The following is a 22,120-nucleotide window of genomic DNA, read 5'->3' as shown; positions in this document are numbered from 1 at the left end:
CGCAACCAGCACGCCAGACCCGTCCGCGACTTCGCAGTCGGATCCAAGATCCGCCGACCGGATTACCTATCCAACGTTGCCTGACGCGGCACTAGAACCGGAATCGGTCGAAGCCGTGCTGGAGGCCGCTGGTGGTGAGATGGTGACTGCCCGATGGGATTTCAATTCCTGGCCACCCATACCCGAACTCAGGCTGGGCCACACGTGCCGGTGTGCCTTCATCACGGTGAGCTTCAACGCACGCAGCATCTATCCGGACGTGCCGAGCTCCGACCACACCCTCTACATCCACGCCGAGCAGTTCCATCCCGAACGAGCCACCTGGCTGGCCTCGCAAGTCGGGCTGAAAATCCTCGGAGAACCGCAGAGGTCGGCGCTTTGATCCTCTGCCGACTATCCGCTCATGACTCCCCCCTTATGTCAAGGCGTTGCTGCGGGTGCGGGGTTAGAGCTCCTAACAGGTTCGGTCGTTTGGCTTCGGGTTGCGTTGCAGTGCAGCATGTTTCGTTGTGGCAGCACCCTGGATCGTGGATGACGAGTTGTGGTCGGTAATCGAACCGCTACTGCCGGTGAAACCGGCCGGGACACCGGGACCGCCGCAGATGGACTCCCGACTGGTCCTGCAGGGGATCTTGTTCGTGCTGATCACCGGGATCGGATGGGAAGACCTGCCCCAGGAGCTGGGGTTCGGGTCCGGAATGACCTGTTGGCGCAGGTTGCGGGACTGGCAAGCCGCCGGGACGTTCGAGCAGATCCATCAGGCCGTGCTCGCCCGCGCCCATGCCGCCCGACTGATCGACTTCGACCGGGTCATGGTCGACGGCTCGCACGTGCGGGCGAAAAAAGGGGCGCCGCAACAGGTCCCAGCCCGGTCGACCGCGCCAAGACCGGTTCCAAGCACCACATCCTGACCTGCGCGAACGGATTCCCGCTCGCCGTCGTGTTGTCGGCGGCCAACGTCAACGATCACCTGATGTTGCCCACGCTGCTCGACCGGGTTCGCCCCCTGCGCGGGCGTGCGGGCCAACCCCGCCGCCGGATCGCCAACCTCATCGCCGACAAGGGATACGACTACCCCAGCGTGTATTCCGAACTGCGGCAACGACATATCACCGGCTACATTCCCCCGCCGCGGCACCCGCGACAAAGTCACCGCAGGCCGCTGGATCGTCGAACAAACCTTCGCCCTCCTGCACCAGTACCGGCGACTGGCCATCCGATGGGAACGCCGCACCGACATCCACCACGGATTCCTCGACCTCGCCGCAGCACTCATCTGCTGGCGACGACTCAGCAACCGAACCCGACAGGAGCTCTTAGGTAGCGTTCCAGCAGGAGTCGAGCCACCACCAACCGCCCGCCAGCTCCATCGTGGGGCAGACAGGTTCGCCGAACCCGTTGTACGGTCCAGGCTCGGGTGTTCCGACGAAATGCCCGTAGCCGAGCGCATCGTCGGGGATCCCGATGTAATCGGGTACGAACAGCACCCGCTGCCCACCACTGGTGCCGATCACTGCCACTCGGCAGTTCGCCGAAACGAGACACAGGTGCGGAGGCAGCTCGACACCGTAGAAGGGGATTTTGCCCTCCGGCAGTTCCATCGCTGCGATAGCGGCGAACGCCGGTCGCTCGACCCAAAACCTGGTCCACGCACTAGCTTTCGGGTTCACAAAGAGAAGAACCGACCCGCCGATCCCGATCAGTGCGAGCATCGCGGTTGCCGCCAGAGGCCACCGTCGCGTATCGCCGCCGGCCAGAAACAGCGCCAGCGCAAAGCAGGCCAAGGCAGCCACGAACACTCCCAGCAGCAACGGCAAGGCGAGAATCCAGAGCTTGGTGACTATCCAACCGCGATGCAGCGTCACGCCAAGCACAATCGTGGCCACGACCACGGCGTACAGGGGCGCATCGGAGGATCGAAAAGCTTTGACGAACACGGCAGCAGCCTATGTCCCCGATATGCACGGTATGTGCTGGAATTGTGAGGATTATGTGAGCGACCGCGTTCGTCCCGCTCCGAACGTCCGCCAACCACGACCGGCCGACAGGTCATGCCGTATGGCACGCTGACCCAACTGGCGAGCGCGGCCTGCCGGAAGATCAACCCGCCGTGCCGATCTGAATGCCCAGAACGTCCGCTACTGCCGAGCTGCGCGCATTGCGGGGCTTGGTTCCTCGATCCTATGGCGACGCCCTGTCACGAGGGCGGCAGGCTGGGGTCGTGGATGGGCTGGACCAGCCGGAATCCGGACTGTTCTCGTTGCATGACGCGCCGCTGGAATTGTCCTTCGATGGTGTGCTCGCCGAGGGTGCCGGACAGGATCAGGGTCTGATCGCCGTTCCACCGGTATCGGATCTCGGTGGGCGAGTCCGAAAGCCGTTGGCGGATCAATAGCTTTCCTTCGCGCACCTCCAATGCCCACATCGTGGTCATGCCGTCGGGAGCCTGGCTGACGAAGCTCTGGTAATCGGTGCGGTCGGTGATCGCTACATTCGACCAGGGGTCGGTGTCGTGCGCAGAAATCGTCGCGGGTGTTCCGTCGACCGTGAATGAAACCGCCTGCCATACACCGTCGAGGTTCGACTTCGGGGTATGGATGTCGACGATCGCGATGATGAACAGGGCACCGAGAAGTGCGGTATTCGCGACTACCGCAACGAATCCGAGAATGGTCGCACCGGTGCGGATCCGCGCGGGTCCCGGTGCCGGCCACAGCTGTCGTGGGGGTAGTGGTGGGGTGTTGGTGAGCGCCCTGATCACATTCGGGTAGAACGGGATAGCGATGGCGAGCGCGGTGAGCAGCAGTGTCCCCGAGAGGATTTTGACCGGCACGTCGTAGCACAGATTGAGCAGAAACACCTGTGCCATGACGACAGCGGCGAGCACGCTGCCCGCGGGGACCGTTCGCCGCCACAACAGGAGCACACCGGCGGTCAGCTCCGCGAGTCCGGTCGCAATCGAATACGGGTCCGACGCACCCATGAACGTCCACAAAGTGTCTTTCAACCCGAGGTCACCGGCCAGGGAAAGCTGATGTGCGGGCTGAGTCATGTACCCCATCTGTACCGGAATAGCTTTCGCCAGCCCGTATGCGAGCAGCTCGACTGCGAGGCCGACACGTGCCACCTCGAACAACGCCCGCAGCGCACGCCGATAATGGACGCGGCGGCGGTCGAGGACGCCCCACACTGTGGCCACGACCAACCCGACGACCAGACATCCGGCCAGGGCGCACCATTCCCCCAGTGTGTCACCGGTATTCGCCGGATCCATGACGACGCCGCGGCCGCGCACCACTACGCTTCCGACCTGCGCGAGACCCGCCTTCAGCGGTTTGATCACCGGATTCAGCAGAACGAAGTTGCCATAGACGAATATCACCAGAACCAACCCGCCGACCGTTAACGCGCACCGGCATCCGGCCCGTTGCAGAGGCGTCGAAGCGCCTCATCCGGGACGCTGTTGGGAATGGTGGAATCGGATTGTCGAGTGGGTGACGGCACAGCCGGAATCATCCCGCCGACAGCCCTGCCAGACATCGCCCGCTGAGGTCAGACGTAGTCATGCTCCAGGCCTATTGCGTCGGGGAACGTCTACGGCGATCGGTGTACTACGGGCATAGCGGGTCTCATCCATTCAGCGCACTCGCACCCTCATGCCGATGAGCATTCTATCCGGCGTGTTCGAAGGTGATTTGGGTCCGGTGCGGGTGAGAGGTGACCGCGTGAGTTGTCGCCGGGTGGCGTGCAAGCAGCGACAGGAACGATGGGGCCTGCTCGGGATGCGGACACCATAGGCTGCCGTTTCCGATGTTGCGGGAGCTCGGCGTCGATGGATAGTGCAGGGTGAGTGAGAGTTGCCGGATATCGTCGTCGCCCCCGTGGTCGGAGATGACCTGCCTGGTGATGTCGTAAAGAAATTCCTGCTGGTCACCGCCATGAATGCCCCACTGGAACAGAAGCATGTCACCGTCGCCGTCAAGGTCGACATCTGTCACGCGGTGATCGATGTAGAACTTGGTCATCGCGGCGAGCGCGGTGGTCGCGTCGAGGTTGTCGAGGGTGCTGCGATGGCTGTCCAGGTACCGATGGAAGGCAATTTCGAGATCGAGGGCTCGCACCAGCGTGATTGTGCCGGACCGGAGTCGGAGGCGACACGTTCGCGACCGGTGGATGTCGGAGTTCCCAGGCATTACTGCGTTAGGTTCTGTCTCCGAATGATTTGAGCCATTCAGCAATCGGGGCCGGAACGAATCCGGCGCGGTGGGAGACAGAACCTAGTGCGACGGTGTATGCCCCGGGAAGTAGGGGCAACCCAGTTCTGTGAAATGAGACAGTTTCACTCCCTGTGCACGATAGCTTTCGTCGACCTCGTCGTTCGAGGCCGAAGAACAGGAGACGCAGATGAGTGCACGTAGTGGGCTGGACCGTCGGATCGGCTGGGGCGTTCGGGCTTTGGTCGCGGTATCGGCGCCGGTAGTGCTGTTCGCCGCGCCGGCCGCGGCCGAAACCACGGGGAACATCGCGGGGCACATCGCCATGAAGCAGTCGAATCCGCAGGTCGGATGCGCCTACGAGGTGAATAGTGGTGACCTGTACCGGTTGCGCGCCGGTGACCAGGCGAGGGACAACTTCGCCGGTGGCGGCATTACGGTCACCTTCTTCGACGATGGGGCCACCATCGGCACCGGCACGGTGGGTGACGGCCCGAACGGGTGGGGTCAGGCGAAGGTGTCGTGGACCCCGAAAACCGCTGGGCAGCACATTCTTACCGCGACGGCACAGTTCGCCACCTCCTCGATGCCCATGGCGCCGTTGACCGTGCAGGTCCGCGCGGCCACGAGCACGGGCAGCTTCAGCTGCTTGCCCAGCCTCTTCGGCTAACACGAAAGGAACTGGCTGCCAACCGGTTCGAGACGGATCGGTTCCCGGTGACGCCCCGGATAGCCGGGCTCGCCTGCCAGGGCTCTCGACGTCCGCGACTGCCGATTTCGGCATGATTTCGCTGGACGAGTTCCGGTTTGTCGATGAACCGGCGAAATGATTTGGGGCAGTGATGTTGCGGTGGTTCGGACTGGTTTGGCAGCATGGTTGCCGATATGCCACTGGTTTCCGATGTCGCTCGTGACAGTCTCGAGGGCTTGTCCGTCGGTGATGCGCTGGGTGCTCAATTCTTCGTGCCGGGCCGTTCACTACCCGATCTTCTCGACGGCCGGGCGCCGGCGGCGCCGTGGGAATGGACCGATGACACGGAGATGGCCTGCTCTGTGTATGTGCAGCTCCGCGGCAACGGCCGGATCGACCGAGACGGGCTGGCGGCAGCCTTCGCCGACCGTTGCGAGCCCTACCGGGGCTACAGTGGCGGCACAGTCGCTGTGCTGCACGAGATTCGCGACGGACGGCCTTGGGCCGACGCGGCGGGGGCTCTGTTCGACGGGCAAGGCTCCTGGGGCAACGGTGCTGCGATGCGGGTCGCCCCGCTCGGAGCGTATTTCGCCGGGAATCTGGACCGTGCGGCGGTCCAAGCCGCATTGTCGGCCGAGGTGACGCATCGGCATCCGGAAGCGATCGTGGCCGCCATGGCGGTTGCTGTCGCGGCCGGGCACGCCGCGGCGACCCGCGGAAGAGACTGCGCGCCTGAGGAATTCTTGGCCGTCGTGGAGCCGTACCTGGTCGAGGGCCGGACCGCCAGTGGTGTCCGCCGGGCCCGGCGGTTGTTGGGGCGCTCTGTGGCCGAAGCGGCATACGAACTCGGTAATGGTGCACAAGTCAGCGCCCAGGACACGGTGCCGTTCACCCTGTGGGCGGCAGCGACCTATCTCGACAACTATCCCGCCGCTGTCACCGCATGTGTCGAGGCCGGTGGTGATGCGGACACCACGGCCGCGATCGTCGGCGGAATCGTGGCAGCGCGCACAGGCATCGGCACGCGAAACGGTGTACGCGGAATACCGCCGCAGTGGTTGTCGGCGCGAGAGCCACTGCCTGCGTGGGCGACGGATCGCGACGCCCGGCAAAAGCTCGACGACAGGCACGACTCGAACGTGCGGTGATGCCGCGCTGACCTGACCGGCCAGCGCGGGCCCGCCGATGGAGAGGTCGCCGCAGCACCGGAACGTCCGCGAATGCCGAGTTGAGCGTGCCGGCTGTTCATCGGTTCGGGTCAGTCGAAGTGTGGATCTGCCAGCAGCACCACACGGTCAGCGGCGGGGTCGAAACCGAGTACCGGGGAATGAGAGCTGCCCTCTGAGTACATGGAAACAGGCTTGCCCAGCCGCCGGCCGATCGTGCGCAGGAAATCGCACAGCGTGTCGACTCCGGCCTGGCCCTGCAACTCGCGAAGGTCGACATCGAAGTCCATCTCCTCGGCGGTCCGGGGACGAAATCACCTGCACATCTGGGACTGGCCAAACTCGCAGCGTGATGACCTCCGCGTCGGCAGGGCGCGACAAGACCTCCCCAGCAGATGGCAACTGCCGCTTCATGAAACCCTCGAAGTACTCCCACGCCCACCCCTTCAAGCGAATCAGATCGAACACCGCCTGCCAATCCTCGACCGAGGTGTCCTGCACGGACACGTCGGGCAGCGCGCCCATCAAGTCGGGGTCGAAGAAGTTCTTGACCTCGCTCCACCACAAATCCGCCAACCTGCCACACAACCTTCCGACCCTCAGTTCAGGCAATGACCCTAAAGTCAACGGACGAGCACACGACCGAATATCCGCGCATGCCGCGACCCGCGCGGTTCGAGGCGGGCCGGCATGGTCCGGCGGAAGTTCAACCGGCCGAGCCGATCTGAGGTCGGCGGAACGCCCGCATGTGCCGATAGGCGTGTCCGCCGATGCGGTTGCGTGGTCAGGCGGATTGTTCGGCGGCGAGGAAGGGCATCATGACGTCGAGCAGTTCGTGTGGCCTGTCCAGCGGGATGATGTGACCGCAATGCGGAATGACCTGTCCTACGAGGTTATCGGTGATGGGTCGGAGTTGCCGTTCGAGGGCGTCGCCGACGGGGTGGGCGCCGATCGCCAGGGTGGGTGTGGTGAGCCGGGTGGAGGCTACGGTGTGAGCGATCTGGCGGGCGCTGGTAGGGAGTGCCCGGTAGTAGGAGAAGGCACAGCGTAAGGCGTCGACTCCGGTGTAGGCATCGATGAACGCGTCGTGGATATCTGCCCGCACGCCCCGGCCTCGGGTGCCAGTGGTGAGAAACCATTCGACATAACGTGCCTCGTGGCCGGGCAGCACCGTTTCGGCGAGACCGGGGACGGCGTGGAAGCCGAACCACCACGGCGGACCCGCGGCGAGGAAGTCCTCGGCGCCGGGGAGGGCACCCAGCAGGGCTTCCATGACCACCAGACGTCGCACCCGGTCGGGGTGGCGCAGGGCGAGCAGGACCGCGACCGGGGTACCGGCATCGATCGCGACCACGGCCGCGGTGGGTTCACCGAGGGCGTCGAGGATCCCGGCGATGTCGGCGGCCAGCGTGGCGGCGTCGTAGCCGTCCGGCGCACGGCTGGTGGCGCCGAACCCGCGCAGGTCCGGGGCAATGACCCGGTAGTGCTCGGACAGCGGGCCGATGATCTCGCTCCAGAGCCGCCAGGTGTGCGGAAAACCATGCAGCAGAACGACTGCGGGGCCGGAGCCTGCAATGGCGACATTGGCGTGGATGCCGTTGGTCTCGATCCGGCACAGCTCGATAGGGGCTGCGTGGAGCGGTCGCGCGCGGTTCATGAGGCCTCCAGCTGGTTTCCATTAGTTACCAGGAAACGGTAGGTAACCTCGGTTAGGCTGCCAAGAAGGCACTTCGACGACAGGTGGTGAGGTCCAGGTGACTACTCGATCAGTGCACGCGACAACGCCGGTTCGCGGTGATCTGTTCGATTCCCAATGCCCGACACGGCAATTGCTGGATCGCATCGGCACGAAATGGACGTCGATGGCGGTAAAGGTCCTCGCGCAGGCCGCCCCGGGCGAGGTACGGTTCGCCGAGCTGCGGCGGCGAATGCCCGGTGTATCCCAGAAGATGCTGTCGGTGACCCTGCACAGCCTGGCCCGCGACGGTCTGGTCACCCGTCGAGTCGAGCCGACAGTGCCACCACGCGTGCATTACCAGCTCACCGAACTTGGCTTGTCCCTGGAGATCCCCTTGGCGGCTTTGCGCACCTGGGCCGAGGATCATATGGCCGAGATCGATTACGCCAACACCGTCAACGACGCACATGCCGACCCAACCGCCACCGAATAGCTTCCCAACACACGCTCATATCGCATGCCATGCTGCTCGGAACGGCCAACGCGGCGCTTCGGAAGGGTAACCGGCAGTGTGCATCCGGTGTCGACCGAACGCACACTACTGTCGAGCCATAGACCCTCGGCGCCAAGGAAGGCGCTGTGCAGGTCGAACCGCCAACTGGCCCTTTGTCCGAATCCGGAAGGGTCCGTAGTATCCCCGGAGTATGTGCCCCTTCAAGGGCAAATTGCGAGATGTGGGGTGGCGCTAGTGAATCTATTTCAGCAGATGGAGATCGACAACGCGATAGGGGAACTCGCGGTTCAGCTGTTGGATGCGACCGCTGTCGGAGCGAGGCTACTGTTCCAGGTCAAGGAGACACCCGAGGGCGACATACTCCAGATTGGATTCTCGTCGGACGTCCGAGATGATCTCGACTGGTCGGAGGACCTCTATGAGGCCATCGTGCAGTTGATCGGGATGCACAAGGAGTCGGGCACAGGTTTGATCGGTGGGGTCTACGAGTTCGAGAAGAATCCTGACGGCAGTTGGAGTATGCGGCAGGAATACGAATACGGTGAGCCGGAGCCACACTTCTTCGCGGCCCGCGCGGAAGCCGCAGAGGCCAGTCGTCGAACTCGGCAGGGTGGCTGGCGACGGTGGTTCGGACGTGGGTAAGCCGTTGGAACTCTAGTGACTGTTTCCCGGGAATAGCCGCTCGTGCCGTATGCTGCGCTGACCGAACGGGCCAGCGCGGGGCACCGGCGGCCGGGATCCGGTGCTGTGCAAAACATCCGCTTCTGCCGAATGCCGGATCCGGATTGCTACCAAGTGGCGAACTCAGGCAGCACTCATCGCGCGCGCATAGAGCGCATTGAAGAAGTGCTCGCCGGGAACGCCGAACCACGGATACTCCTCGGGCTCGTAGCCGTCGTCATCGTCGTACTCGATGTCGTCCTCATCGCCTTCGACGAGAGTCGAGGCCGGCCACCGCCCTGAACGAACCTCATCGAGGAGAAAGCCGAGTAGGTCTGTGAAGCTCTCTGCGCAAACGAAGTGCCGCTGTTCGTTCCGCCCGAAATTGATGATCTGGCCTCGGATTCCAGCATGATCAGGGTCAAGGTCCAGGCCGATGTAGTCTCGCCGCGTTGTGTCCGACCACAGCGGAATCCAGCCTGCCGAGGTATCGAGCGGCTTGACCCGCCCTTCCGCGCCCGCCATGACGTCGCCGAACGCTTGGAGGTCCTCGATTTCAGGGCTCTCGAGCAATGAGACGCAGGAAGACCAGGCCTCTTGGATCAAATGCGTTGATAGGAACGACAGGGTCGGGATGCATGGCGCCGCACCCGGACCACTCGTGGAGGTATCGGTCGACAGCTGACCGTTGTGCAACCTGAGAACGGCTTTAACGTCATCAGGAAGACGTTGCCCCAGTACCTGTTCCAGATCAGCTATCTCGGCCGGGCTAGCGGGCGGTGCCAAGTTCTCGTACGCCAACGGCACGTTGACGCGAAGCCAGTCGACATACTCTTCGAAAAGCGCGATTGCATGCACAGCCAGAACATACAAGCGCCCAGGGCGTCGAACGCACTCAACTGCCGCATGTCGCGCTGACCGAACCGGCCAGCGCGAGGCGCCGGAAGATCAACTGGCCGTACCGATCCGAGGCAGGCGGAACGTCCGCACTGCATACCGCGCTGACTGAACCGGCCAGCGTGGGGCGCGCCGGCGGCCGGAACCTGTTCCGGTGCAGAACGTCCGCGACTGCCGATGCACGGATGTCGAAATGCCGGGCAGCTGTTCAGCGCCATTCGGCTTTCGGGATGACCGGACCGATCGGTGGACAACCAGCCGGATTCCATATACGGTACAGAACGTGTCGTTTCGTAATAGTCACACCACGGATCCGGTACCTGAAGTGCGCGCAGGAAGGCCCCGTGATGCGGCGCGTGAGGTTGAGATTCTCGCGTGTGTGCTGGAGCTGGTGGGTGAGGTCGGTTATGACGCTTTGACGTTCGAGGCGGTCGCGCGTCGTGCTCGGGCGTCGAAGGCGACGCTGTACCGGCGCTGGGAGACCAAGCGGGACATGGTGGTTGCCGCGGTCAAGGCCGGTCCCGCAGCCGGCACCTCCGCGGACCCGGTCGATACCGGTTCCTTGCGCGGAGACCTGATTGCCTTGTGTGAACGGCTCGCCACCACGATGGATGCTGCCGACCCGACGATGAGCTTGATGCTGCTGCATGCGGGTCTGGAGGATCCCGACCTGTGTCGCCACATCGAAGAAGCGAGCGGGCCGACCGGCGCCAAGTTGCCAGCCTCGGTGATATCGGCTGCCATCACCCGGGGCGAGCTACCAGCCGGTGCTCAACCATTCCCTTTCGAGGAAATCACTGGGTCAGTGCTACTTCTACGCAGGCTGAACGGGCTTCCCGCCGGAGCCGAGTATCTGGCACATCTGGTCGACACGATTCTTGTCCCGGCTCTGCGAGCAAGCGCGAGTGCAGAACCTCCGCTACCCGCCATTTTCTCCTGACGACACGTCCAACCGATCGACGAAAGGTGCGCGCCCATGTCGGGCACGACAATCAACGACTTCGAATACCGCCATGTCCTGGGGGCGGACAGCGTCCATCTGAATGTCGCCGTCGGCGGTGACGGCCACCCCATCGTCCTGTTGCACGGCTTTCCGCAGACTCACCTCATGTGGCGCCATGTTGCCCGTGAACTGGCAGACCGCCACCGGGTGATCGTGCCTGATCTGCGTGGCTACGGTGCGAGCGACAAACCCGAAGAGGCGACGCCGGACACCTATTCGAAGCGGACCATGGCGCTCGACATCGTCAGTGTCGTGCGCGAACTCGGCTACGAACAGTTCAGCCTCATCGGCCATGACCGCGGAGCGCTGGTCGGGGTCCGAGCAGCGCTCGACCACCCGGACATGATCACCCACTTGGGGATTCTGGATGTGTTGCCGACCATGGATACCTGGGACGTGCTGCACGGTGTCGATGCCGCCGTCGCTTGGCACCTATATCTGATGGCACAGCCAAAGGGCTTGCCCGAGCGGATGATCGAAGCTGTCGCCGAAGACTTCTTCAGCTCGTTCCTCGACGCCTGGGACCCCAGCGGAACCACCTTCCCACCCGAGGTCCGCCGACACTACATCGACAGCTCCATGCATGCTGTGCCATCCATCGTCGCCGACTACCGGGCCACCGCCGGAATCGACTTGGCGATGGACCGAGCCGACCGCAAGGCAGGTGCCCAGTTGGCCATGCCTGTTGCAGTGATCTCCCAGGACTGGGGGGCACGTCTCGGATTCGACGCAGCCGCTCTCTGGCGGCAATGGGCTCCGACCACCACCTACCAGCCGATCGACGCCGGCCACTTCATGGCCGAGGAAAAGCCAACGGACGTAACCGCCTTCATCCTGGACCTAGTACAACGCACACCCGCATGAACCGACAAGCTCGGAGGAAGTTTTCAACTCGTCGAGTGGGCCCACCCAGCAGCGATAGCTGCTGGGTGGTGAACCGGCAACGTCCTGTACTGCCGCTTCCCGCGCTGACCGGACCGGCCATCGCTTGCAGGTCGGGGATCAACGAGCTGCGGCCAACCGAGACGGCCGAACAGCGTGTGATTGGTACCAGCGCATTCTGGCCGAATCTCTATGGCAGCCAGCCGGATGCGCCACCGGCCAGGATCTACAGTGAGGTTCTGGACGGTTGGATCGAAGGTAGGAAGACCGAAGTTGAGCGCCGGTTTCCCCGATGGCGGAGCACGTAGAGGGTTCGATCGAGCTGCCGCCGAATCGGCCGCAGCCGACTTCGTACCTCCCGAGCCGGGTATGTGGTATCTCCAGGTAACGCGGACCCGCGTCAGAGGGAATGAACTGTTGGTGACGCTCTCGGAGTTGTTCGACGATGGCACCGAGTTCCGGAAGATCCAGCGATTTCCGGATGGTCGCACGGGGCTCGCCGGAGGATCCATCGATACCGAACTCACGTGGTTGGACGAGGAACCGGTCCCCAGCATCGAAGACCTCTCGAACGACCCGAACCTCCACGCCGTTCGGATATCTCCGTCGGAGTTCCAAACGGAGTGGCTGGTTGCCGGCGGTTGGTGACTGACCGCAAACATCCTCAACTGCCGCATCCCGCGCGGCCCAAGGCGGCCAGCGCGACCTAGCTGAAGATCAACGGCCCCGGGGTATCTCGGGGCCGCTCTGTGTCCGCACATGCCGAATTCAGGGCATCGTCCTGGATGTGGTTCGTGGACTTCATTCGACCGCATCGGAAGCGTTGTATGGTCTGGCCAGCTGTATCTGCTGGCCAGACCATCTGCTGGCGGCCCGAATCGATTCCGTTGTCGGTGCCGGCGGCTGAGGGTACAGCCTGGACTCAGGGTGGCGGTCCCGGTAATCGTTCAACGCTGCGGCGCTGACCAGCGTGCCGACCAGGTCGATGCCTTCGAGGTGGAAGCCCTCGAGACTCGGCAAGATCGAATCGGTGACGGGCGTGCCGCGCAGGCTCAGCGTCTCGACGGGGGTGATCGCGTGCAGTAGCGAAAGGACATCGCGGTCTGTGCTGTCGGCAAGGTGGAGATCGAGATGGTCGACCCGAAGCGGTGACCGGGTTGCGCCGGCGATCCGAGGTGCAGTGATGCTCAAGTGACGGAAGGACTCCGGGAACGAGCCGTCGAACCGGACGGTGTCTCGCCCACGCAGGTCCAAACTGGTGAGACCGGGGGCGCTGTCGCGCAGATCGTGGGCCCATGATCGATTCGGCAGATTCTCGATCACGAGGTTGGTGAGCGCGCTGAGGCGGCTGCCACCGAGATGGAAACGGTCGGCCTTCGACAGGTGCAGTCGCAGGACCCTCAATTTCGGGAAACGGGCGAATGCTGCCAATGCCTCGCCTGCGAGGGTGCATGCCGCGTGCTCGATAATCTCCACATTGGGCAGGTCGGGAACAGCGTCCAGCATCCGGTGGTCGAACTCGTCGGTTTCGATTCTCAACGACCACACCCGATCCGGTGCTGCGGTGAGCATGTCGAGGTCTTCACGGTCCCAGCATTCGCTGCGCGCGTGAATGCTGAATCGGGTGCCGTCGTGGGCGGGCGGCAGCACAGGCCCGACCGCATGGAATGGCGCTGTGCCACCGGGCATGTTGTACAGCTGGCCCTCATCGGCGGTGAACCGGCCGCAACATACGACTTCGATGATCGTCGCCAAGTGCGAGGCGCCGACAACGGCGAGGTTCACCCACTGCGGTACGTGGCCTTGCCGCCACAACTCGCCGACTACCGTCTCGAAGTCGCAGCGGTGCAAGGCTGTAGCACGATCACTGGAACTGTCCTCGGGAAATCTGATCTCGCTCGGTTGCGCGGGAAGCCCGTCGTAGGACTGGTTCAATCGAACCCGGAACGCCAGCGACGCGGGCAGATCCTCGATTAGATGGACGCGCGCGCACTGTACAGCCGCCGCTGCGGCAGCAGCGAGCCGCTCGGCGAAGGTTTCACGGTCCACATATCGAACCTAGTTCGGCCACTCCGCACTGTCATACCGAATGCGGAGTGGCACATGGCGCGTTGGCTGAAGCAGCGGGTGCGATGCACTGGCGGCCGGATTCACCAACATGGGAATCGTCCGCTATTGCCGCATACCGCGCTGACCGAATCAGCCAGCGCGGCACCTCGGAAGATCAACGGGCAGAGCGCCGTACGACCGGCGGTAGTGCGCGCTCATGCCGACGAGCGTGCATTCAGGCGGGCTCAGCAGTCTGTGGGCCGGTCTTCTCTGAACAGGACACCGGTGACAGAGCTGGCATACGGCTCCCGGCGGGTACGTGGCAGAGGCACCTCGGACAGCTTGCCGTCGTAGATCATCCACAGACCGAAACAGTCGTCGTTCTCGTCGTGGACGAGGACCTGCACCGATTCGGGTCGCGGCCACGGTAGCGATTCGAGATACGAAAGCAGATCCCCCCAGGTGTTCCGATGGAACTGGATCACCCAGGCATAACACTCGTCCGAACCGTACGGAAAGCCTGCGCCGGAGAAGACAGCGTCGTCGATTTCTACGAAGAGTTGATGCCATGGTCGGGACCGGGATTCGTCGGCCCTTGTCAAGTGCTCCATGACATCCTCGGCCCCGCGCGCCAGGACGATAACTTCAGCGAATCTGCTCACTGCACCAATGCCTTTCGACGCGGCTGCCTGTCTCGGTTACAGCACAACCTAACTGCACCGAGCACGCACACCAAACATCCGCTCATGCCGCTGATCGATCGGTTCGAAGGGCTCCCGGTGCGGCACAGGCCCTGACGAATTGCGGAGATGATCACGGCGTCGTGAACGGGATCCCAGACCGCACACCAGGCCCCGCTGAAGGCTTAGAGTCGGTCGGCCAGCAGTACCACACGGTCGGCGGCGGGGTCGAATCCCAGGACCGGGAATCGGGAGCTGAAAGAGTCGAACTCCGAGCACATGAGCACAGGTTTGCCCAGCCGCCGCCCGATCGCGCACAGGAAATCGCACAGAATGTCCACCCCGGCCTGGCCCTGCAACTCGCGAAGGTCGACATCGAAATCGATCTCGCCAGGCCAAGGACGAAAGATCATTCGCACGTTCGGCACTGGCCAGACCCGCAGTGTCACGCACTCGGCATCGTTCGGTCGGGACAACACCTCCGCGGCAGCAGGCAACTCCTGCTTGCGATCACCCTCGCAGTACTCCCACGCCCACCCCTGCGACCGAATCAGTTCGAACACCGCCTGCCAATCCTCGACCGATGCCTCCTGGACGTACACATCCGGCAGGGAACCCATCATGTCGGGGTCGAATAGCTCCTCGACATCGCACCACTGCAAATCCGGCATCCCGACATGCTGCCAGCCAGCGCATCGAAGCGCAGCCCGAATTCGTGGTCAGGCGAAGGAATCTCGTTCTCGGCCATGCCATTCGGGCGCTCACGAAGCACCGGCTCCATGCCTGCACTTCGAACACCCTGTCTTGCCGCGACCCTGGTAGACCGACGTAGGCCGGACCGTGGCCGCTGAAGATCAACGGGCCGCGAGCATCTCGGCCCGCGGAACGTACTGGTCGCCAGTACGCTGCCGATCGTGGTTGCAGATTGGTATGCGGGACTGTCCGGCCTAGAAGTTGAACAGGTATGGGTCTGGAGCGGCTGGGTGCGCATCGTTCTGTTTGACCCGGTCCCACGCGCTGCAGGCGATCCCTACCTGGATCTCAACGACTTCCAATTTATCGACGCTGAGGGCAAGGAATGGGATGTCCGAATCGAGGACGACCCCCGCACGGCAGGCCCCGTCCTAGGTCTGTTGCGATGCCGGCTGTCCACTGCACAGACGAAGGATGAGGTGTTGACTCTCGTCTTCGACAACGGTGCACGCATCGTGGGTGACCTTCCCCTGTGACCGCGGACGCGAAACTTGCAGGACCTCCGGCCCTGCGTTCGAAGGGAACGTCCTCTTTTGCCGCGACCCGCGCTGACGGAACCGGCTAGCGCGGGCCCGACCGCGGCGCGTCCCGCTGCGGCAGCCACCTACGCCGGCCCCAACGACCTGCTGCGGATCGCGGCCGCTCGTGATCTGCGCGGCCCTGTTCGTACGCGGAGCCGGTTAGGCGCCACGATGCCGCCTAACATCGCCGCGATGCGATCTACACCACCGTGCAACACAGCCAGAACCCAGCCGCCACCAGCGCGCGAACCGTGCTCAACCGGATCGGCGGTTCTTGGGGACCGCTCTGCTGGTGGTCGTGCTCCAGCACGCCCCGGCCCGGGGCGAGGCACCGGCCGCCGACGCCTACGCCCACACCTTCTGGTGGGCCCTGGCCATCGGTGCCTGCGCCCTGATCCCCGCCGCACTGTATCCATGGCAGCCTGAACACACCCCGAACCCTGACCCCGAAATTGCCCGAAGTTTCTGTCAGACAACATCATTGGAGGAATAACGATGTCGTCCACCACGAGCGGAATCCGAGCCGGGCAACGGCTGATGGCCGTCCACGCACATCCCGACGACGAATCGAGCAAAGGCGCTGCCACTCTGGCCCGCTACGCCGAAGAAGGTGCACAAGTGATGGTGTGCACTTTGACCGGCGGCGAGCGCGGCGACGTCCTCAACCCCAGCATGAACCGTCCCGAGGTGTGGGAGAACCTGCCCCGGTTGCGTCGTGAGGAGATGGAACGGGCCCGCCAGATCCTCGGCGTCGAGCAACAGTTCCTCGGCTTCGCCGACTCCGGCCTGCCCGGTGAAGGCGAGGACCTGCCTGACGGGTGCTTCACGCTCACCCCACTGACCGAGGCCGCAGGTCCGCTGGTCGCCGCCATCCGCAGCTTCCGCCCCCACGTCCTGGTCACCTACGACGAGCGCGGTGGATACCCTCATCCCGACCACATCAAGACCCATCAGGTCGCGGTCGAAGCCTTCAGCGCGGCCGCTGACCCCGCCCGGTACCCTAACGCCGGCGCCCCGTGGCAACCGTTGAAGCTGTACTACATCTGCGCCTTCAGTAAGGCCTACTTCCGGGCAATGTACGAGACGATGACGGCCGCGGGTCTGAACTCACCGCACGGCACGGTGCTCGAGAGCTGGGACGACACTCAGCCCACCTGGGAGATCACCACTCAGGTCCACTGCCCTGAGTACTTCGAGACCCGCAAACAAGCCCAGCTCGCTCATACGACGCAGATGGATCCCGACGGACCGGTGTTCCAGTGCCCGATCGAGCTCGAACAGAAGGCTTGGCCCACAGAGGATTACCACCTGGCGCGTTCTCTTGTCGCGACCACGCTGCCCGAAGACGACTTGTTCACCGGCATTCAGCTCTGACCCGATGCCGAACCTCTTCGCCCCCAGCAGTGTTCAGGTTCGGCTCTAGGTCCCCCCGTTACGCTGAGGACAGACACAGTGTGGCCACCTGCAACACCCGGTCTTCGAAACACCCCCAAGGTTGGCCCCGTAACGGCCCGTCGGCGCCCTCGCGCCGCAACCCGGTGATCAGGCGAGCGAACGTGCGTGGCCGCAGCCCAGGACAACTCCACCATCATTGGATCTGTCGCCGAGATCATCACCGGTGGGACGGTACCCGTTGCCGCTCAACGACTTACGAGACATCCATTAGGTTGTTGCCCGCTCGACCACGTTGGTCAACTGAAAACGGAACCTTGTGAATCCATCCGGAAATGGTGTTTCACTTCGGTATCCGTCCGATCCTAGAGTTTGTGTCGTTGGGTCGTCCGGAGCGGGCGGGCCAACCCGATGAACCTGCCGGTCTCACCCGACCGCACGCCAGATGTTCGCGCGTTGACCCGCGCGAATCACACATCGGGCAACACAGCCAGCCCGCAGCGCGTGGGTTCAGGCTGGGCGATCGCCCTCGAAGAGCGCCGTGATCCCCGCGACGCCGAGCACATCGCCCCTTGCCAAACGCTGCGACCTCGATGTCGACGGTCGCACCACAGTTACCCAAGGGAAATACCTGCATGAACGCACATACAGCCCGCGCGCGCCGGGTCGGCCTGGGAGCCATGACCTTCGGGGCGGTAGCCGGGGTTATCGTCCTGACCGCGCCGCAGGCCGGCGCGTGGCCGTCCGATCTGCAAGTCTCGGGCGGATCCTCCCACAATGTCGGCTGTTCCTACACCCTCACCGCGACCGTCCAGGTCGACCACCTGCTCTCGGTGAGCTTCAGCGACAACGGCACCGAACTCATCGGCAGCCCGGTCCGCCCGTCCCTGCTGAGCGACAAGGTGACCATCAACTGGACGCCCAGCACCACCGGTTCGCACACGCTGACCGCCACCCAGGATCTGATCAAGAAGTCGATCACCGTCCAGGTGGATCCAGCCAGCAGCTTCGGCAGCTTCGGCTGCGGCCTCAACGGACTGCTGCCGAGCCTGTCCGGCTAGACGGAGAACGGACAAAACCCGTTCGAGCCCGCCTGGTCCGCGTCACACGGACCGGGCGGGCGCTGTCCTGGCGCTGCTCGAGGAGCACAGAGCAGGCCCATTCGATCGAAGCCGGCAGCTGTGGACTGTGCTGATGTTCATGCTCTGGTACGCGATCTTCGTCGAAGAGCGCATCACACCCGAGGTCCCCGAACACGCCTACCCGGTCAGTGTGATCATCCCCAGACGACACCGCCCTCCCCCAAGTGAGACCGCTCGGGCATGGGGCAGGTGCCATATCGTGCCTGCTCATCCGCGTCAGCGTCGGTCGGGCCCGGCGGTAGGACAGCTGGGCTCGTGAAGTCGACGAGTCGATGTCGTCGGTGGCCACACCGGGTTTCGCCTTGCGATCGGTCAGGAACAGCGGGCCCTTCCTGCGGCCGGCCAAAAGCCCGGCAGCAGACGTGCGGTGTCGGTCTGCCACTCGACCACATCCCCGGCCCCGCCCTTGCGGGTGACGTGGCTCACCGGTTCGCCATGTCCAGGTCCGGGATATCGAGCATCAGCAGTTCGTCGGCAAACGCCTTCGCGCCCGATCGGGCGGATACTCCTCGTCCCCCGGTGCGCGTCGGCGGATACCGAATTGTCTTGTCGGCCTTGGGAGCTACAGTGGCGAGGTTTCGCAATCCTCGCGGGGTGCGATGGCTGTAATCCGCTTGGATCGAGGGACAGACCGGCCCGGCGTGTGTGGCCGAGCAAGTTCTGCTGTTCGAGACACGCTGGAACAGAAAGGCTTTCGACAATCACACACCATCGCGACCAGCGAAACCGTCGGCTTCGGATACGGACAAGGCCCCGACACCACCGAAATCGCCGACATGGACGGGCGCTACCTCACAGCCGACACCGCAGCCGCCTTCACCGGACGCGTCGCCGGCATCTACGCCGCGATCGGAACAGTCGCGTTCGACTGGTTCGCCTACGAAGGCGAACATCGCTGACCCGCAAGGTCAGTGGCGAAGCCTTGCACATCGATCGATGGACCGATGATCCACAGCGCACTGGCGATCACACCTGGTCGGTGAACTTGGCGAAGCTCCCTATCTGGTCATGGTCCGGATCGAGGGCGCGGGTGAGCCAGAGCTCATACCAGTCAAGGAACGTCAGTGGCTTGTGGGTGTCCGGATGAAGCACTGGCAGCGCGGCGGCGTGTTCGTAGCTGTGCCACCACACCTGCCCTGCGGCGGGGCCGCGCAGGATCAGGAGGTTGTACATGCCGCATCCTTCGTTCGCGAGGAAGGTTGCACCGCGGTGGATTCGGCCGATGTTCTCCGACCACTGGATCTCGGAATCTTCAGCGGCGGGCGCGCATGGCCGATCTGCGGTGAAGGGGAAGTCCGCGGCGTAGTCGATCGCGGCGTCCTCGGCCTCCTGCGCCAGCGGGAGCAGTCCGAGCATCGGTCCGGCCCCACCGTCGCCCACCCTGGTGATCCACTGGAAGTAGTCGGCCGGAAGTTCGACGCCGAGTCTGCTCTCGAATGCCGCGAGCATTTCCGAGTCCGCGGGAGACGCGTGCTCGTAGCGGTGCACGGCGGCCCCGTGGATATTGCATTGGTAGCCGATGACCTCCCGGTCACCGAGCGAGACGACCGTGGTCCTCAGATCAGCTGCTCGAAGTTGGTCGAGTCCGAGCAGGATCCCAGCGATCCGGTCCTCGTATGCGTGTTTCATGCCCACATCCTGATGGAGGCCGACGAGCTGGGCATCCGCACGAAGCGTTCGGAAACCGATGGTCAGCGGCTTGTGAATGGCGTATCACCCAAGAGCGAGACCCGGAGACCTGCGGCCGTCGTCGGACGATTCCGGACACGGCCGCAGTGTCGCGCCTGCATCAAGTGGTCACGGACACACACTCGTGCAAGCCGTTCCGAACGCGCTCGAGGGCGCGAGCGGAATCGTCACCGAGGACGCCGAATCGGGTCCCTGCTTCACCTGGTAGATCCCGGCAAGTAGGTCGGACGCCTGCGGGATGGTCGGTGTGAGGTGCGGGGTGTCAGCGGTGGTGACGACCACGCGGATGCGGTGGCCGGGAGCGATCGAGGCGAAGACCGGGAAGACCTCCAGGTCGAAGCGGTTGACCTGGGAGGTCGGCACCGGGCTGGTACTCGCCGGGGTGGATGGGTGGTATGGCATCAGGAACGAGCCGTCGGGCGCGTACCAACTGCGCGCGGCGTCGATCGCGCGATGTGTGCCGGCCAGGGCTCCTTCGCTGAGCGGGACCGATGAGCCGTCCGGGGCGACGTCGGTGACTGTGACGACGAACTGGGTGTCGTTCGTGTTCGCCGACGCGTAGATAGTCGCCCCGATCGGGCCGGCGATGACCGTCGAGTCGGTCATGGGCGGTGTGGTGTAAACGAGGGAGTTTGGTCCGCTTTCGCGGGCGGTGTTGGTGTCGTCGCAGGAGGGGTTGGGGATGAAGCCGCCGAACCACGTTGCCGTGGAGCGGGTGCACGTCGAGTTCGACGACGTCCAGGTGATGAAGTCGCTCGTGTCCGTGGTCGGCACGGTTGTGGTGAGTAGACCGTCGTTGGCGGAGGCGGTCGCAGTCCCACTCGGGCCCTTCGCGAGGTACAGGCGGGTAGGGCTGGCCCTGGTGAACGGATAGTTCTGGGTATCGAGCCAGCGGCTGGAACCCAGTTCCTTGACGTGCAACGGGTTCGAGGTACCAGTGATGCCGGTATCCATGCCCTTGAGCCAATGGTCGTACCAGCGCAGCTGGAGCGCCGACAGGTCGAACGAAGAGTCCTGACGCGGGTCGTGGTACCACGGCCCCATCAGCAGCTGGTAGCGGTCGGTGACCGGCTGCCCGGCCGCCATCGGCGCGCCGACGGTGCGGCCGGCCCAGGCGTTCTGAAGACCCGCATAGTTCATCAGGGCCCCGCGCTGGAACAAGTCGTACCAGCCGCCGACCATGAACGCGGGCACACCATTGGCGACCACGCTCGCGAGTTGGTCCGCCGGGCGGCGCTGCTGCCAGAACGAGCCGTCGTACGCCTCGGCACCGCCGGACATCAGACCGTTGAGGATCGGGAGGTTTGCCGTCGCGACGCCGCCGATGTGCTGGAGCTCTACGGACAGCGTATCCAGGATGTCCTGCGGTGACGCCGCATTCAGCGCGCTGTTGATCGGGTTGGTCAGGTTTCCGAGCCCGGTGAACAGGAGCCAGAACGGCATGAACTCGGCGTTCGGCAGGCCGCCCATGGTGGCCAGGTCACGGTAGAGATCGTTCCCGGCGACGACCGGGAAGATCGCCTTCAGGTGTGAGTTCGGCCCGACGGCGGCCGCAGTGGAGATCTGGTTGATGCCGGTGTAGGAGTCCCCGTACAGACCGACGTTCCCGTCCGCAGACGGTAGCGCCGAAGCCCAGTTCACCAGGGCAGCGCCGTCCTGTGCCTCGATCGGGGCGAACGGCGACCACGTCCCGGCCGACGAACCAGTGCCGCGGACGTCCACGGCCACCGCGATATAGCCGCGCCGGACGAAGTACTCCAGCTCGGCCTGCTTCACCCCCTTGCCGTAAGGGGTCTGATTCAGGAGCACCGGGAACGGTCCGGGTGCCGCCGCGGCCGTACCGATGACGGCAGGCGTGTAGACGTCCGCGCGGAGCACGGTACCGTCCGCCAATGTGATCGGAACGTCCTGCTGGATGCTGATGTCGTAGGCCACAGGACTGCTCTGGAACGACACCTTGTCGACGACGATCGGGGCAGTGGGTGCGGAGCCGCCCCCAGGTACGGCAGCGCTGGCCAGCAGAGCTGCGGCCGCGAAGGCGCCGAGCCCGACAGGGCGCTTGCGGACCGAGCGTCGTCTCGGACCGCCTGGGGTACTGCGATGGATCAACTGGTCGAACACCTTGACCTCTCATGGTCGTGTGACAGCGGTTTGGGTGGTGCGATCTGCGGTGGTAGCTAGTTGGGTTG

At 64.2% G+C, this 22,120-nt stretch carries 23 protein-coding genes and 1 pseudogene; 13 read left to right on the top strand and 11 right to left on the bottom strand.

The features are described 5' to 3' along the window. Together ACFYTS_RS36155 and ACFYTS_RS36150 are read left to right on the top strand one after the other, a co-directional pair. On the top strand, window positions 1–382 hold a 382-nt coding region (locus ACFYTS_RS36155), incomplete at its 5' end, for a hypothetical protein (RefSeq protein ID WP_387309709.1). A 127-nt stretch (window positions 383–509) separates the two neighbouring features. Beyond that, window positions 510–1,286: pseudogene (locus tag ACFYTS_RS36150) on the top strand (IS5 family transposase); the annotation flags it as partial. 30 nt (window positions 1,287–1,316) lie between these two features. Here the strand turns inward: ACFYTS_RS36150 and ACFYTS_RS36145 are convergent. The 3 genes from ACFYTS_RS36145 to ACFYTS_RS36135 form a co-directional block, all read right to left on the bottom strand. Continuing rightward, window positions 1,317–1,937, bottom strand: coding sequence for a hypothetical protein (locus tag ACFYTS_RS36145; protein WP_387309710.1), 621 nt, complete (start codon window positions 1,935–1,937; stop codon window positions 1,317–1,319). A 260-nt stretch (window positions 1,938–2,197) separates the two neighbouring features. Beyond that, entirely contained in the window at window positions 2,198–3,391 is a 1,194-nt protein-coding gene (locus tag ACFYTS_RS36140; RefSeq protein WP_387309708.1) for a hypothetical protein, read from the bottom strand. 280 nt (window positions 3,392–3,671) lie between these two features. Then, window positions 3,672–4,121, bottom strand: coding sequence for a hypothetical protein (locus ACFYTS_RS36135; protein ID WP_387309707.1), 450 nt, complete (start codon window positions 4,119–4,121; stop codon window positions 3,672–3,674). Window positions 4,122–4,404: 283 nt separating this feature from the next. On the opposite strand from ACFYTS_RS36135, the gene ACFYTS_RS36130 reads away from it, so the two are divergent. Together ACFYTS_RS36130 and ACFYTS_RS36125 are read left to right on the top strand one after the other, a co-directional pair. Then, window positions 4,405–4,884, top strand: a complete 480-nt coding sequence (locus ACFYTS_RS36130) for an Ig-like domain-containing protein (RefSeq protein WP_387309706.1) — start codon at window positions 4,405–4,407, stop codon at window positions 4,882–4,884. 203 nt (window positions 4,885–5,087) lie between these two features. Beyond that, on the top strand, window positions 5,088–6,053 hold the full coding sequence (locus ACFYTS_RS36125; protein ID WP_387309705.1) for an ADP-ribosylglycohydrolase family protein: 966 nt from the start codon (window positions 5,088–5,090) through the stop codon (window positions 6,051–6,053). 110 nt (window positions 6,054–6,163) lie between these two features. Here ACFYTS_RS36125 and ACFYTS_RS36120 read toward each other — a convergent pair whose 3' ends face one another. Both ACFYTS_RS36120 and ACFYTS_RS36115 read right to left on the bottom strand, forming a co-directional pair. Then, on the bottom strand, window positions 6,164–6,361 hold the full coding sequence (locus ACFYTS_RS36120; protein ID WP_387309704.1) for a hypothetical protein: 198 nt from the start codon (window positions 6,359–6,361) through the stop codon (window positions 6,164–6,166). Between the two features lie 494 nt (window positions 6,362–6,855). Then, on the bottom strand, window positions 6,856–7,728 hold the full coding sequence (locus ACFYTS_RS36115) for an alpha/beta fold hydrolase (protein WP_387309703.1): 873 nt from the start codon (window positions 7,726–7,728) through the stop codon (window positions 6,856–6,858). A gap of 112 nt (window positions 7,729–7,840) precedes the next feature. Here ACFYTS_RS36115 and ACFYTS_RS36110 point away from each other — a divergent pair, with 112 nt between their 5' ends. Both ACFYTS_RS36110 and ACFYTS_RS36105 read left to right on the top strand, forming a co-directional pair. Further along, a complete protein-coding gene (locus ACFYTS_RS36110) occupies window positions 7,841–8,242 on the top strand; it encodes a winged helix-turn-helix transcriptional regulator (protein ID WP_387309702.1) in 402 nt (133 codons plus the stop codon). Between the two features lie 273 nt (window positions 8,243–8,515). Continuing rightward, window positions 8,516–8,905 (top strand): hypothetical protein, encoded by a 390-nt coding sequence (locus ACFYTS_RS36105; RefSeq protein WP_387309701.1) that lies wholly within the window; start codon window positions 8,516–8,518, stop codon window positions 8,903–8,905. Window positions 8,906–9,067: 162 nt separating this feature from the next. Here the strand turns inward: ACFYTS_RS36105 and ACFYTS_RS36100 are convergent, their stop codons facing one another. Further along, window positions 9,068–9,781 carry an SMI1/KNR4 family protein gene (locus ACFYTS_RS36100; protein WP_387309700.1) on the bottom strand — a complete coding sequence of 238 codons (714 nt, stop codon included), beginning with the start codon at window positions 9,779–9,781 and terminating at the stop codon, window positions 9,068–9,070. Between the two features lie 418 nt (window positions 9,782–10,199). Between ACFYTS_RS36100 and ACFYTS_RS36095 the strand changes: the two genes are divergently transcribed. The 3 genes from ACFYTS_RS36095 (at window position 10,200) to ACFYTS_RS36085 (ending at window position 12,353) form a co-directional block, all read left to right on the top strand. Next, window positions 10,200–10,760: a TetR/AcrR family transcriptional regulator gene (locus ACFYTS_RS36095; RefSeq protein WP_387309699.1), complete on the top strand. Its 561-nt coding sequence runs from the start codon at window positions 10,200–10,202 to the stop codon at window positions 10,758–10,760. A 36-nt stretch (window positions 10,761–10,796) separates the two neighbouring features. Beyond that, window positions 10,797–11,687 carry an alpha/beta fold hydrolase gene (locus ACFYTS_RS36090; RefSeq protein WP_387309698.1) on the top strand — a complete coding sequence of 297 codons (891 nt, stop codon included), beginning with the start codon at window positions 10,797–10,799 and terminating at the stop codon, window positions 11,685–11,687. A gap of 249 nt (window positions 11,688–11,936) precedes the next feature. Continuing rightward, window positions 11,937–12,353, top strand: coding sequence for a DUF6881 domain-containing protein (locus ACFYTS_RS36085; protein ID WP_387309697.1), 417 nt, complete (start codon window positions 11,937–11,939; stop codon window positions 12,351–12,353). 153 nt (window positions 12,354–12,506) lie between these two features. On the opposite strand, the gene ACFYTS_RS36080 is transcribed toward ACFYTS_RS36085, so the two are convergent. The 3 genes from ACFYTS_RS36080 to ACFYTS_RS36070 all read right to left on the bottom strand — a co-directional run bounded on the left by ACFYTS_RS36080 (window position 12,507) and on the right by ACFYTS_RS36070 (window position 15,105). Beyond that, complete coding sequence (locus ACFYTS_RS36080; RefSeq protein WP_387309696.1) at window positions 12,507–13,754, bottom strand: hypothetical protein; 1,248 nt, start codon at window positions 13,752–13,754, stop codon at window positions 12,507–12,509. 245 nt (window positions 13,755–13,999) lie between these two features. Continuing rightward, entirely contained in the window at window positions 14,000–14,416 is a 417-nt protein-coding gene (locus tag ACFYTS_RS36075) for a hypothetical protein (protein WP_387309695.1), read from the bottom strand. Between the two features lie 203 nt (window positions 14,417–14,619). After that, window positions 14,620–15,105 carry a hypothetical protein gene (locus ACFYTS_RS36070; protein WP_387309694.1) on the bottom strand — a complete coding sequence of 162 codons (486 nt, stop codon included), beginning with the start codon at window positions 15,103–15,105 and terminating at the stop codon, window positions 14,620–14,622. Window positions 15,106–15,348: 243 nt separating this feature from the next. Between ACFYTS_RS36070 and ACFYTS_RS36065 the strand changes: the two genes are divergently transcribed. The 4 genes from ACFYTS_RS36065 to ACFYTS_RS36050 all read left to right on the top strand — a co-directional run bounded on the left by ACFYTS_RS36065 (window position 15,349) and on the right by ACFYTS_RS36050 (window position 19,141). Further along, complete coding sequence (locus ACFYTS_RS36065; protein ID WP_213554823.1) at window positions 15,349–15,663, top strand: hypothetical protein; 315 nt, start codon at window positions 15,349–15,351, stop codon at window positions 15,661–15,663. A 540-nt stretch (window positions 15,664–16,203) separates the two neighbouring features. Next, window positions 16,204–17,082 (top strand): mycothiol conjugate amidase Mca, encoded by an 879-nt coding sequence (gene mca / locus ACFYTS_RS36060; protein ID WP_387309693.1) that lies wholly within the window; start codon window positions 16,204–16,206, stop codon window positions 17,080–17,082. A 653-nt stretch (window positions 17,083–17,735) separates the two neighbouring features. Then, window positions 17,736–18,161: a hypothetical protein gene (locus tag ACFYTS_RS36055; protein ID WP_387309692.1), complete on the top strand. Its 426-nt coding sequence runs from the start codon at window positions 17,736–17,738 to the stop codon at window positions 18,159–18,161. Between the two features lie 680 nt (window positions 18,162–18,841). Next, complete coding sequence (locus tag ACFYTS_RS36050) at window positions 18,842–19,141, top strand: hypothetical protein (RefSeq protein ID WP_387309691.1); 300 nt, start codon at window positions 18,842–18,844, stop codon at window positions 19,139–19,141. Between the two features lie 67 nt (window positions 19,142–19,208). Here ACFYTS_RS36050 and ACFYTS_RS36045 read toward each other — a convergent pair whose 3' ends face one another. Together ACFYTS_RS36045 and ACFYTS_RS36040 are read right to left on the bottom strand one after the other, a co-directional pair. Further along, on the bottom strand, window positions 19,209–19,871 hold the full coding sequence (locus ACFYTS_RS36045) for an SMI1/KNR4 family protein (protein WP_387309690.1): 663 nt from the start codon (window positions 19,869–19,871) through the stop codon (window positions 19,209–19,211). Window positions 19,872–20,039: 168 nt separating this feature from the next. Further along, window positions 20,040–22,052: a CocE/NonD family hydrolase gene (locus ACFYTS_RS36040; RefSeq protein ID WP_387309689.1), complete on the bottom strand. Its 2,013-nt coding sequence runs from the start codon at window positions 22,050–22,052 to the stop codon at window positions 20,040–20,042. Between the last annotated feature and the right edge of the window lie 68 nt (window positions 22,053–22,120).

Source organism: Nocardia sp. NPDC004151, from assembly GCF_042874235.1.
In the GTDB taxonomy this organism is placed as follows: Bacteria; Actinomycetota; Actinomycetes; order Mycobacteriales; family Mycobacteriaceae; genus Nocardia.
The sequence above is the reverse complement of the archived record's forward strand: the minus strand, read 5'-3'. Positions and strand labels throughout refer to the sequence as shown.